The following is a 12132-nucleotide window of genomic DNA, read 5'->3' as shown; positions in this document are numbered from 1 at the left end:
ATCGCTGCCGTGGGCAGTGTCCGAAAGGCCCCGCATGACCGCCACGTCCAAGCTCGACCCCGCGCTGCTGCCGGGGCTTTTGTCCCAGCTCCCGGGCTGGTCGCTCGACTCCGACGCCGCCGCGATCTCGCGCCACCTGGAGTTCGCGGACTTCAACGAGGCCTTCGGCTTCATGGCGCGCGTCGCGCTCGTCGCCGAGCGGCGCGACCATCATCCCGACTGGTCGAACTCGTACAACGTCGTCGACGTGACGCTGACCACGCACGACGCGCACGGCCTGACGATGAAGGACATCGAGCTGGCGCGCTTCATCGACCGCGCGGTCGAAGGCAAGTGAGCCGCGGGCGCGCGTGACGCGCGCCCGCGCGGGACGGGTCAGTCGCGTTGGCGGGACGTGCCCGTCAGGATGTCGACCATGTGCACCTCGGGCGCGCCGCCCAGCAGCGACAGGCCGGTCATGCCCAGCGCGCGCGGGATCTGGCCGGTGAGGTGGGCGAAGCGGCTGGCGTTGTCGGCGAACACGGCGAAGGTGCCGAAGTGGGACTCGTCGTACTGGTTGGCGAACCACGCGAGCGTGCCCGCCTCCTTCTCGACCAGCGGCAGGCAGTCGCGCATCATCTTGGCGACCTCGGCCTCCTTGCCGGGCTTGGCCTTGAAGCGCAGCACCAGGCCCTTGGCGACGCCCTCGAGCACCTGGGGCATCTTGCTGCCCAGGATCTCGACCTTCGTGATGCGCGGAGCGGCGGTCATCAGCCTGTGCTCGGCGCCGACCAGCGTGGCCATCGCCGTGCCGGCGAGATGGGCCTCGCGGCCGGCCTCGTCCTCGAAGCTGGAGAGCACGCCGAACTCGCCGCGCATGTAGCGGATGCCGAACCACGCCCGCGTGGTCTTTTCCCAGGAGACCTCGGTGGCCAGGTCCTCGAGGAAGGTGTCCATCGTGTCTTCGTCGGTCTGCGATTCGAAGCGGAACAGCAGGGCTTTGGTGATCATCGATTTCCTTTCGGGTGTCTCCGGGCGCCGCCCCCGGCGGAGCCCATCCTTGAGACATATCCTACCCAGGAACGATGACGGCCGCTCAGGGTGTTGTCCCTGGGCACCAGGGCGAGCCCTTCCTCACGAGGATGGATCGAAGGATCGCTGCATGAGTCCGATGCGCTGATCGCGACTCAGCGCCGCACCCTCGACGAGCAGCGCGGCGAGATGCGCCGGCTGCAATGCAGCGGCGAGCATGGCCTTGGTCTGCTCGCAGACACGGGCCTCGTTGGCCCAGCCCACGTTTCCACGGAACCGTTGCTGGATGCAGCTTCCCAGCAGGCGCGCGGCGTCTTCGAGGCGACCGCGGCGCGCGCCTATCAGCGCCGCGCCGGCCAGCTGCGTGTCGGCGAAGAATTGCTCCCGGGCGACCGGCAGCGCGCGCGCTGCGATGGCGCGGGCGCCTTCCGTGTCGTGGGCGAGAAGATGCACGAAGCTCAGCAAGGCCAACGCGCCGACCTGCCCGAAGGCCTGGCCGGTGGCCGCCGATTCCTCGCACAGCGCTTCCAGCATCGGCGTGGCCTTGGCCTCCTGGCCGGACAGCACCATGGCGTCGGCCAGGAATATGCCGGCGCGCAGTTCGTCCTGCGTCGCGCCGGCGCGGCGGCACAGCGTGAGCATCTGCGCCGCCGCGTCGTGATAGGCCCGCGCCTCGCGCTGCAGCATGTTCGCGAAGGCGCTGGCGTACGCGTGCGACGCCAGCAGCCGCGGCGGCCACGAGGCCGAGGCCAGGCGCGCGGCTTCCGCGAGAAGCTGTCGCGTGGTCGCGGCATCGCCTTCGGCGCTGTGCCGCATCGCCAGCGCGCCGAGCGCGCGGTAGACCTGGCGCGCATCGCCGCGTTCGCGCCAGGCGGCGAGCCGGCTTTCGAGCCCGAAGCGCGATGGCCACGGCCGCGATGGCTGCAGTTCCATGAAGAAGGTCGATACGTTCCAGAGACCCGCGCAGCGCGCATGGCTCGCCTCGTGCGGTGCGAGAGGCTGCAGCAGCGTCCTCGCCATCGTCTTGCGACGCAGCACGGCACCGCCGATGTTCTGGAGGTAGTCCCACAACTGCGCGGTCTGCGCCAGGTCGCCAGCGAGTTCCAGGTCGCCCGCAGCCACGGAGTCCTCCAGGGCCGCCACGACGTCGGGCTGCACGTTGGCGAAAGCGCCGAGCCAGGCCTCGTCGCCCGACTCCCAGAACTCGGCCTCGGACGCTCGCGCGAGCCGCGCCATCGTCGCGCGCCAGCTCGCGCGGGCCGCGTCGGCGCGTCCCGAGCGCAGCAATCCTCCGGCGGCATGCATGCGAGTGCTCTCGAGCAGGCGAAAGCAGCCGGGCTCGCCCGGATCGTGCTGCACCAGCGACTTGGCCACCAGCGAAGACAGGATGCCCGCGGCGGCCGGCGTGCTGTCGGTGGCCACCATGTCGAGCGCGTTCGCAAGCCGGAACGATGCGGTGAAGGTCGACAGGCGCTGCAGCGCGTCGAGTTCGTCGGGCGACAGCAGGCGGCAGCTCCAGTCCAGCGCCGCCTGCAGCGCCTGTTGGCGCCGGGGGACGTCGGCGCGCGCCGAATTGAGCAGGTCGAAACGCTGGCTCAGCATGCCATGCAGCGCCTCCAATCCCAGCGTCGGCAGGCGCGCGGCGGCAAGTTCGATCGCCAGCGGAAGGCCGTCGAGATCGCGGCACAGCGAGATGGCAAGCGGCAGCTGCGCATCGGCCAGGACGAAGCGGCGATCGACCGTGCGCGCGCGCTCGAGCAGCAGCGCCAGTGCCGGCGCGCTTCGCACGACGTCGTCCGGCGCACCCTCCGCGGGCATCTGCAGCGGTTCGATCCGGTAGCAACGTTCGCTTCCCAGGTGCAGCGGTACCTGCGACGTCGCCAGGACCTGCACGCCCGGCGCCGCCTCGAGCACGCGGCGCAGCAGCGGCGCGAGCTCGGCGGCCAGGTGCTCGCAGTTGTCGAGGACGATCAGCATGCGGCAGGGTCGCAGCGTGCGCGCCAGGCTGGACGCCGCATCGCCGGGCGCCAGCGGCTGGCCGGTCGCGGTGGCGATGGCGTCGGCCAGCGGATCGGCGGAGGCCAGGGCGGCCAGGTCGGTCCACCAGACGCCGTCGGTGTAGCGCTCGATCATGGCGTGGGCGACCGCCAGGGCGACGCGGGTCTTGCCGATGCCGGCGGGTCCGACGACGGTGACGAGCCTCGCGCCGGCCAGTTCGGCCGCCAGCAGCTCGCAGTCGCTCGCGCGGCCGATCAGCTCGTTGTCGGGCAGCGGCAGGTTGTGCGGGTTGCCGGAGACCCGAAGTGAGCTTGCGGCGTCGCTCGCTCGCCGTCGCGGCCGCTCGTGCGGCTGCGGGGCGGCGCTCTTCGCAGCGCCGGCCGCGGGCTCGAGGATGGCGGTGAACCGATAGCCGCGTCCGGGGTTCGTGGCGATGGCGTCCGCACCCAGGACTTTGCGCAGGGCACTGATCTGCACCTGCAGGTTGTTCTCCTCCACGACCAGGCCCGGCCAGACGAGGTCCATCAGCTCGCCCTTGCTGACCATCCTGTCGCGCCGCTCCACGAGCACGGTCAGCACGTCGAGCGCGCGGGCGCCGAGGGTCGCCGGCTGCCCGCGCACGAACAGCTGCCGTCGCGACGGATGGAACTCGAAGTCCCCGAAGCGGTGACCGGCCGGGTCGGCGGCCTCTGTGGACATCTGGACTCCCGTCTGGCCAGCAAGCGGCACCTCCGCCGGTCGTCTTCAGGACGTTTAAGGACGGCTCAGGCGGCTCAAGGACATCTCGGTGCCGGCTGCCCACACTGGAGTCTCCCATTCAACTCCAGGAGCAGGAGAGCACGATGACTTCCGGCATTCGTTCTTCATTCTCGATCCGCGCACTGGCGCTCGCAATCGCGATGTCGTCGATCAACATAGGGGGGCCGATGCTGCTGCTCGGAGGGAGCATGCCGGCGGCCGCCGCCGACGGCGAGGCGCCCGCGTCCGCCGCCTGCGCGCCGCTGACCGCCGCGCAGCAGCACGTCCTCGACGCGGCCGCGGACGGCGTGGGCGCGCTGCGCAACCACCTGTGGATCCGGCGCGGCATCCGCAACGACGGTCTCGTCGACACGGTCAAGTGGATCGACGACTACCGGGCGCGCGCGGCCGGCTGCGCGTTGTCGGCCGGGCAGCTCGCCCAGGCCGAGCCGCCGCAGCCGCCGGCGGACGGGCGGCGCTGAGAGCGCATGCGCCGTCGGCTCAGCGCTGCGCGAGTTCCGGCACCGGCTCGATCAATTCGTCGATCGGCGCAGGCTCGTGCATCAGGAAGCCCTGCGCGAAATCGACGCCCATCGCGTGCAGGCGCTCGAGCACGGCGGGCTTGTCGACGAACTCGGCCACCGTCGTCAGGCCCATCACCTTGGCGACGTCGGCGAAGCAGCGCACGGCCACCTCGTCGAGCGGATCGTCGACCAGGTCGCGCACGAACTGGCCGTCGATCTTGAGCGTGTCCACGCGCAGCGTCTTCAGGTAGCCGAACGAGGCCGCGCCGGCGCCGAAGTCGTCGAGCGCCACCTTGACGCCGTGCTCGCGCACCTGGTCGATGAAGGCGGCGGCGTCGGCGATGTTGGTGACGGCGGCGGTCTCGGTGATCTCCAGGCACAGCGCGCCGCAGATCCGCGGCCCGGCCCGGGCGAGCACCTCCAGCGCCCAGCGATGGAAGGTCTTGTCGCCCACCGACTGGCCCGACAGGTTCACGCTCAGCAGCTCGATGCGCGACGGATCCTCCAGCGCCGCCATCCAGTCGACGACGCGGCGCAGCACCCAGCGGTCGATGCGCGAGGCGAGGTGGAAGCGCTCGGCGGCCGGCAGGAAGGCGCCCGGCGCCACCAGCGGGCCGTCGCCCTGGCGCATGCGCAGCAGCACCTCGGCGTGCACGCCTGGCGTGGCCGACGGCGCGCCCCTGAGCGGCGTCAGGCGCTGCGCGTAGAGCACGAAGCCGTCCTCGTCCAGCGCATGCTCGATGCGCGTGACCCACTGCATCTCGTACTGGCGCTCGCGCATCGCGACATCGGTATCGAACCAGGTGTGGACGCGGTTGCGGCCGGCCTCCTTGGCCGCGTAGCAGGCGGTGTCGGCCGCCTGCTGGATCGCCGCCGTCGTCTGCCAGCGGCGGTCGACCGGCACCAGGCCGATGCTCATGCCGATGCGGAAGCGCCGCTCCTCGTGCACGAAGCGGAAGTCGTCCATGCGGTCGCACAGCTTCTGCGCGACGCGCTGCGCCTGGTCGACGGTGCAGCGCTCCATCAGGATCGCGAACTCGTCGCCGCCCAGCCGCGCGACGGTGTCGCGCGTGCGCACGCTGTCGACGAGCATGCGCGCCATCTGCTGCAGCAACTGGTCGCCGACCGTGTGGCCGCAGGCGTCGTTGACCAGCTTGAACTGGTCGAGGTCGATGTAGAGCAGCGCGTGCTCGCCGCCGCTGTCCTGCGCCGACTGCAGCAGCCGGCCGACGCGCGCCTCGAATTCCGTGCGGTTGACGAGCCCTGTCAGCGCATCGTGCGTCGCGCGCCAGCTCATCTCGCCGGTCAGGCGCCGCTGCTCGCTGACGTCGTGGAACACCAGCACCGTGCCCAGCACCGTGCCGTCGTCGCGGCGGATCGGCGCGATGGAATCCTGGATGCCGAACTCGTCGCCGTTGCGCGACAGCAGCAGCGTGTTGGTGGACTGCGCGACGCGCCGGCCCTGCTCGAGGCAGGCCTTGACCGGATCGGGCGCGGGCTCGCGCGTGGCCTCGTCGACGATGTGGAACACCTGCGTCAGCACGCGGCCGATGGCCTCCAGCGAGGTCCAGCCGGTCAGGCGTTCGGCCACCGGGTTGAGCCAGGTGATCTGGCCGCGCGCGTTGGTCGTGATGACGGCGTCGCCGATGGACTCCAGCGTCACGCTCAGCAGCGAGCGATCCTCGGCCAGGCTGGCCGCGAGCTCGCGCAGCTCGGTGATGTCCCAGGCCGCGCCGATCAGGCAGCGCGGCTTGCCGTCGGCGTCGCGCCGGGCGCGCGCGGTGCCGCGCAGGTGGCGGATCCGCCCGTCCTCCAGCACGACGCGGTAGTCGCGGTCGAGCATGCGGTCGCCGAGCGTGGCCTGGCGCATCGCCTCCTGCAGGCCGGGCAGGTCGTCCGGATGCACGCGCTCGTTCCACAGCAGCACGGGCGACGCGCGGCCGCCGCTGTTGTCGCCGAACAGCTGGTACATGCGCGCGTCCCAGATCAGCTCGCCGGTGGCGATGTCCAGCTCCCAGATGCCGATGCCGCCGCTCTCGGTGGCCAGCGCGACGCGGTCGTTGATCTCCTTGATCTCGAGCCGCTGCGCGACCTTGTCGCTGATGTCCTGGAACGCGCCGACCAGCCGCACCGGCACGCCGCTCGCGAACTCCGCGGAGCCGACCGCGCGCACCCAGAGGCGGCGGCCGTCGATGCGCACGAACGGCAACTCCATGTCCCATGGCGTGCCGTCGGTCATCGCGCTGCGGATCGCGTCCTGCAGCGTCTCGCGCGCCTCGGGCGCATAGAACTGGAGGGCCGCCTGCAGGTCGGGCACGTAGTCGTCGCCGACGCCATGGATGCGCCGCGTCTCGCGCGACCAGACGACCAGGCCGGTGACGAGATCGACCTCCCAGCCGCCGACGCCGGCCATCTTGCCGGTGCGGTCGAGGAACAGCTCGCTCTTGCGCAGTTCCTCTTCCTGCTGCTTGCGCTCGCTGATGTCGAAGGTCACCGAGAGGTAGCCGACGATGCGGCCGTCGGTGTCGGTCTCCGGGATCAGGTTCTGCTGCACCCATTGCTGGCGCCCGTTGATCAGCGCCGGCACCTCGAAGCGACGCACCTCGCCGCGCAGCGCCGCCTCGACGTTGGGCCCGATCAGCGCCCATTCCTCTTCGCCGCGGAAGGCGCGGTGCGACATGCCCACCAGCAGCGCCGGGTCGATGCCGTAGAGGCGCCGCATGTGCTCGTTGGCGTAGCTGCAGACCAGGTTCGTGTCCATGCGCACGATCGTGGCCGGCAGGTTGTCGGTGATCGTGCGCAGCCGGCGCTCGCTGTTGGCCAGGGCCAGCTCGGCCTGCTTGCGCGCGCTGATGTCGAGCGACATCACGTAGTAGCCGTCGACGCCGCCGGCGGCGTTGAAGTCGGGCACGTAGCTGACCATGAACGTCGCGTCGGGCTGCTCGCCCATGCCGCGGCGCTCGAAGTGAACCGCGTGGCCGCGCAGCGCCTCGGCGATGTAGGGCGCCAGCTCGTCGCGCCGCGCCTCGCCCATCATCTCGGTGACGCTGCGGCCGATGAAGGCTTCGTGCGGCACGCCGAACAGCGTCTTGAACGCGGCGTTGGTGAAGCGGTAGGTCTCGGTCTTGTCGACGTAGGCGATGTAGGCCGGCATGTTGTCGGCGATCGCGCGCAGGCGCCGCTCGCCGAGCTCGAGCCGCGTGCGGCTCTCGACCAGCGCGGCCGTCATCGCGGCGCGCGTGCGCAGCTCGCGCAGGATGTAGACGGCGCCGCCGCTCATCACCGTCACCAGCAGCATCAGCAGCACCGTGGCCAAGGTCTCGATGGCGTGGCGCACGTCGCGCGCGGCCACGATGCGCTCGTCGTAGCGGTGCCCTTCGGTGGCGATCATCGCCTGGGCGAAGCTCTGGATGTCGCGCCGGACCTGGCGCCCGCTGCCGTCGAACACGACGGCGCGCGCCTGCTCGGGCTGGCCGGGCATCAGCGCGATGGACCTGTCGAGCCGCGCGAAGTGCGATTCCATCGCCATGCGCAGGCCCTGCAGCAGCTGCACCTGCTCGGGGTCGTCGCCGATCTCGCGGGTGAGGATGTCGAGGTTGCGCTTCGCGCTGGCGACCGCCTCCCGGTAGCGCGCCAGCCCGATCGGCGACCCCAGCAGGATGCTGCGCTGCGCCGACTCGGCGTCGAGCGCGGCCAGCGCGACGGCCTGCACGGCCGCCACGCTCATGCGCGTGCGATTGGCCCAACCGGCCGTCTCGTCGAGGCGGACGGACTGCACATGGATCGTCCACGCCACCCCGCCCAGGACCGCGACACCGATGGCGACGACGAGTGCAAACGCGCGCCTGAGACGCACGGACGATCGATTCATGCTCGCTGTAGCCCGGAAGCGCCTGGCCCGGTCTTCGCCGGTGGGCGGGCGCGCACCCCCTGGGGCCAGTCTACGGCGGCCGGCGGCGGTTGGCGTGCGGGTGATCCCATGGTTGACCCGGTGTGCCAACAACTGCCCGCTTCGTCCGTTGCGAAGCCGCGATCGTTTGTCCAGGACAACGGCGCGTCGCCGCAGGCCATACACTGGGAAATGCCCGTCTTCGAGATCAAGCCCGTCTTCATCGACGGCACCGACGCCGCCGCCGAGTGGGTCGACAACGAACACTCTGCCTGGAACGAGCCGCTGTTGCGCACGACGGCGCCGCTGGCCGAGCGCTGGGAGGCGCCCGCGCTGGAGCTCTACCGCTCGGAAAAGATCGCCACGGCGGTGCTGTTCCACCCGACCGCCCACGTCGTCTCGCAAGGCGTGCGTGACGAGCTGTCGCAGTTCCCCGAGCTCGAGTTCCTGCCGGTCGAGGTCGCCGGCTACGGCCAGTTCTACGCGATGCACGTGCTCACGAGCTGCGAGCTGCCCGCCGGCAGCGTGGCCGACACGGGGCCGGGTACCGACATCGCGCTGATCCGCGCGTTCCCGAAGTCCTTCGACGCGCCGATGCCGTTCTTCCGCATCCGCCATCCGGGCACGTTGACGGCCGGCGGCATGGCCGTGTGCGTGCCCGACGTCTACGCCAGCGAGGCCGCGGCGACGGCGGTGATGCGGGTGGCGGGAAAATTCCTGCGGGCGGTGCGGGTGCCGACGGTCTGAGGCGTCGGCACCCGGCCCGCGCGGCGGCGGCTCAGCGCGTCGCCTGCGCGACCTGCGTCCCGTCGGCCGCCGGCGGCGCCGGCGCGTCGGGAGCGGCCGGAGCCGCCTGCGCCACGCTCGCGCTGCAGGCCGCGGCCTGCAGGCGGTAGGCGTCGATCCACTTCGCCGTTCCGGCCATGTCGTAGCCGCGGACGCCGCGCCTCGTCCACAGGTGTTCGCGCAGCGCATCGACGCCGTTGGCCGCCGCTTCCAGCGTCGCGTGCTGCGCGTCGCTCAGCGGTGCGCAGGGCGCCGACACGGGCGCCGCGCTCGACGAGGCGCTCGCCGCGCAGAGCAGCGCGAGCACCCCTACGTTGACCAAAGCGCCGGCGGTTGCGAGCTTCAGAGTGCGGGTCGAGAATGAAACACGAATGCGGGAAGTCATCTGGCTCTCCTGGTCGTTGGGGTTGGAACAGGACTCCAGTGTGGAAACGCGGCGCTGAGATGTCCTTAAGCCGGCTGAGCGCCGGCCTTAAGCGTTCTGAAACCGGTTGCCCGCAGGATTCCGGTTCATGTGGACGAGCGCTACGCTCGCGGCTGTCTCCTCGGCGCCAGGGACAGGTCCGATCCCTCGACGCGCCGTGTGGCATCCGATCGCGCAGGCGAGCAGGAACCCAGCATGTCGACATCCGCGCCCGATCCGGTCTGCTACGCCTTCGGCGAATTCGAGCTGCGGCCCGTGCAGCGCCAGCTTCTTTCGGGCGGCCGCGTGCTGCCCATCGGCGCGCGTGCACTGGACTTGCTGACCGCCCTCGTCGAGCGCCGCGACCGCATGGTCAGCAAGGGCGAGTTGATGGACATCGTCTGGCCCGGGCTGGTGGTGGAGGAGAACAACCTCCAGGTCCAGGTCAGCGCGTTGCGCAAGCTTCTCGGGGCGGACGCCGTGGTCACCAATCCGGGACGCGGCTACCAGTTCGCCGCGACGTTGACGGAGGCGCCCTGGCCACCGCCACACGCGCATTTGGACGACGCCTCGCGCGGGACATCGGCGATCGGCACGCCGCTCGTGCTGCCGACGCCGCTGATCGGGCGCGAGGAGGATCTGCAGGCCTTGCGCGCGCTGATCCTGCATCGGCCGATCGTGACCGTCGTCGGCGCCGGCGGGATCGGCAAGACCTCGTTGGCGCTGGCCGCGGCGAACGCGCTGCGCGGTGAGTTCCGGGATGGCGTCTGGATCGTGGAGCTCGCGGGCGAGCTCGACACCTCGGTTCTGGCGCAGACGGTCGCGCGCGCGCTGCGCATCCCGGTGAGCGGCGCCTCTTCCGCGCAGGAGCAACTGGCCGAGGCCCTGGCGTCGCAACAACTGCTGCTGGTGCTCGACAACTGCGAACGCGTCTGCCAGGAAGCGGCATTGCTGGTGCAGGCCCTCTGCGAACGAGCCGCCGGCGTGCGGGTGCTGGCGACGAGCCAGGAGATGCTGCATGCCCACGCCGAAACGCTGTTCAGGCTCGCGCCGTTGCGCGCACCCGAAGCGGGCGATGCGTCGGATCCCGAGTCTTTCAGCGCCGTGCGCCTGTTCGTGGAGCGGGCCAGCCGGCACCAGCGCGACTTCGCCTTGACGCCGACCAATTCGGCCGCCGTCTCCGAGATCTGCCGGCGTCTCGACGGCCTGCCCCTGGCCATCGAGCTGGCCGCGGCCCGCGTGCACCTGCTAGGTGTTCGCGGGCTGCTCGAACGGCTGGACGACCGCTTCAGGATCCTCACCGGCGGCACGCACACCGCCGTCCCGCGCCACCAGACGCTGGCGGCCACGATTGCCTGGAGCCACGACTTGCTGGACGAGGATGAGCGGCGCACCTTGCGCCGCCTCGGCGTCTTCCTGGGCGGCTTCACGCTGGAACTCGCACAGGCGGTGGTGAGCGACGAGGACTTGTCCGACTGGGGCGTCATCGACACGCTGGGCGCCCTGGTCGACAAATCGCTCGTGGTCAGCGATCCGGGCGACGTGCAGCGCTATCGGTTGCTGGAATCCACGCGTGCCTACGCGCTCGAACGCCTGGAGGCGGCCGGCGAACGCGCAGCGCTCGAACGCCGGCATGCCCTGGCGGTGCGGAACCTGCTCGTGCGAACCGACGACGAGCGCTACGCCGACGCCGACAAGCTCACGTTCGAAGCGATGCTGCGCCGCCTGCGGCCCGAGTACCACAACGTTTGCGCCGCCCATGACTGGGCGCTCGCGCGCCAGGACGAACACGCCCTCGCCATCGACCTGGTCGCGAACAGCGTGAGCCTGTTCCATGCCCTGGGCGAGACCGGCGAGGCCTTCGAACGTGCGTCCCGGTTCGTCGCGCGGCGGGAAGCGGCGGTCGACGATCTTGCCTGGGCGCGCTTCCTGACGGCGCTCGGGCTGCTGGGCGACCTTTGTCGAATGACGTCTGCGGAATTGCTCCGGACCGGCAGGACGGCCGCGGACATGTTTCGTGCCGCCGGACAACCGCGCCGCGCCGCCCGCGCCCTCTATCACGTCGGCTGGACGCAGATGTGCGCCGGCCGATACGACGACGCGGAGGCCACTGCGGTCGAGATGGAGCAGATGCTGGCTGGGCCCGCGCCGATCTGGCTGCGCGCGGACGTGATGAACCTGCGCGGCGTCGTCTGCATTCACCAAGGCCGCTTCGACATCGCGGTCGACAGATTCATCGAACAACGCGAGATGCTGAAGAACGTCGCCGGCGAGCCCCTGCTGTTGCGGCGCACGGCCGACAACCTGTGCGCGGCGCTGAACTGCCTGGGGCGACACGACGAGGTCATCGCGCTGGCGGGTGCCATGAAGCACGCCTCGAGCGCCGCGGCGCTTGCAAGCTTCGGCTACACGGAACTGCAACTGCTGCATGCGCAGACGATGCTCGGGCGGCTGGACGATTCATGCCAGACCCTGCAGCGCGCGATGCCGTGCTGGCAGCGCGACGGCTTCCTGATGTTTGGCTGTTTCGAGTTCGCGATGTATCTCGCGGCGACTGGACGTCATGCCGACGCCGCGCGCCTCGACGGCGCGGGCCTGGCCGACGTCGAACGCAGCGGCCTGACGCTGTCGCCCGTGAGAGCGATTGCCCGATCGCGTCTGCTGCAGGTGCTGGGCGACGCCGGCATCGGGCCCGCGGCATTGGAGCGCTGGCGCGAGGAAGGCCGACGGCTGGGCCCGGCCGAAGTTGCGGCCCTGTGCATCGACCGCGGGGCCTGAGGCAG

The 12132-nt window shown here is 70.9% G+C and carries 8 protein-coding genes; 4 read left to right on the top strand and 4 right to left on the bottom strand.

The features are described 5' to 3' along the window. The first annotated feature begins 34 nt into the window (after nucleotides 1-34). The gene (locus LPC04_RS02185) at nucleotides 35-337 is read left to right on the top strand and encodes a 4a-hydroxytetrahydrobiopterin dehydratase (protein ID WP_275680541.1); all 303 of its coding nucleotides are present in this window, start codon (nucleotides 35-37) and stop codon (nucleotides 335-337) included. Nucleotides 338-375: 38 nt separating this feature from the next. Here LPC04_RS02185 and LPC04_RS02180 read toward each other — a convergent pair whose 3' ends face one another. Further along, nucleotides 376-990: a putative quinol monooxygenase gene (locus LPC04_RS02180; protein ID WP_275680540.1), complete on the bottom strand. Its 615-nt coding sequence runs from the start codon at nucleotides 988-990 to the stop codon at nucleotides 376-378. Nucleotides 991-1113: 123 nt separating this feature from the next. Then, nucleotides 1114-3708, bottom strand: a complete 2595-nt coding sequence (locus tag LPC04_RS02175; RefSeq protein ID WP_275680539.1) for an ATP-binding protein — start codon at nucleotides 3706-3708, stop codon at nucleotides 1114-1116. Nucleotides 3709-3851: 143 nt separating this feature from the next. Here LPC04_RS02175 and LPC04_RS02170 point away from each other — a divergent pair, with 143 nt between their 5' ends. After that, nucleotides 3852-4229, top strand: coding sequence for a hypothetical protein (locus LPC04_RS02170; protein WP_275680538.1), 378 nt, complete (start codon nucleotides 3852-3854; stop codon nucleotides 4227-4229). Between the two features lie 19 nt (nucleotides 4230-4248). On the opposite strand, the gene LPC04_RS02165 is transcribed toward LPC04_RS02170, so the two are convergent. Further along, nucleotides 4249-8142 (bottom strand): PAS domain S-box protein, encoded by a 3894-nt coding sequence (locus LPC04_RS02165; protein WP_275680537.1) that lies wholly within the window; start codon nucleotides 8140-8142, stop codon nucleotides 4249-4251. 210 nt (nucleotides 8143-8352) lie between these two features. On the opposite strand from LPC04_RS02165, the gene LPC04_RS02160 reads away from it, so the two are divergent. Continuing rightward, nucleotides 8353-8907: a hypothetical protein gene (locus tag LPC04_RS02160; protein WP_275680536.1), complete on the top strand. Its 555-nt coding sequence runs from the start codon at nucleotides 8353-8355 to the stop codon at nucleotides 8905-8907. A gap of 31 nt (nucleotides 8908-8938) precedes the next feature. On the opposite strand, the gene LPC04_RS02155 is transcribed toward LPC04_RS02160, so the two are convergent. Beyond that, nucleotides 8939-9331 carry a hypothetical protein gene (locus tag LPC04_RS02155; protein WP_275680535.1) on the bottom strand — a complete coding sequence of 131 codons (393 nt, stop codon included), beginning with the start codon at nucleotides 9329-9331 and terminating at the stop codon, nucleotides 8939-8941. Nucleotides 9332-9460: 129 nt separating this feature from the next. Between LPC04_RS02155 and LPC04_RS02150 the strand changes: the two genes are divergently transcribed. Then, on the top strand, nucleotides 9461-12127 hold the full coding sequence (locus tag LPC04_RS02150) for an ATP-binding protein (RefSeq protein ID WP_275680534.1): 2667 nt from the start codon (nucleotides 9461-9463) through the stop codon (nucleotides 12125-12127). Nucleotides 12128-12132 lie beyond the last annotated feature (5 nt).

Source organism: Scleromatobacter humisilvae (assembly GCF_023231945.1).
Classification (GTDB): Bacteria; Pseudomonadota; Gammaproteobacteria; order Burkholderiales; family Burkholderiaceae_C; genus Scleromatobacter; species Scleromatobacter humisilvae.
Note: the sequence above shows the minus strand (reverse complement) of the source record. Positions and strands in the feature narration are given on the sequence as shown.

Coding starts and splice junctions, on each gene's coding strand:
- LPC04_RS02185 (WP_275680541.1), top strand. CDS start 35: ATGACCGCCACGTCCAAGCTCGACCCCGCGCTGCTGCCGGGGCTTTTG.
- LPC04_RS02180 (WP_275680540.1), bottom strand. CDS start 990: ATGATCACCAAAGCCCTGCTGTTCCGCTTCGAATCGCAGACCGACGAA.
- LPC04_RS02175 (WP_275680539.1), bottom strand. CDS start 3,708: ATGTCCACAGAGGCCGCCGACCCGGCCGGTCACCGCTTCGGGGACTTC.
- LPC04_RS02170 (WP_275680538.1), top strand. CDS start 3,852: ATGACTTCCGGCATTCGTTCTTCATTCTCGATCCGCGCACTGGCGCTC.
- LPC04_RS02165 (WP_275680537.1), bottom strand. CDS start 8,142: ATGAATCGATCGTCCGTGCGTCTCAGGCGCGCGTTTGCACTCGTCGTC.
- LPC04_RS02160 (WP_275680536.1), top strand. CDS start 8,353: ATGCCCGTCTTCGAGATCAAGCCCGTCTTCATCGACGGCACCGACGCC.
- LPC04_RS02155 (WP_275680535.1), bottom strand. CDS start 9,331: ATGACTTCCCGCATTCGTGTTTCATTCTCGACCCGCACTCTGAAGCTC.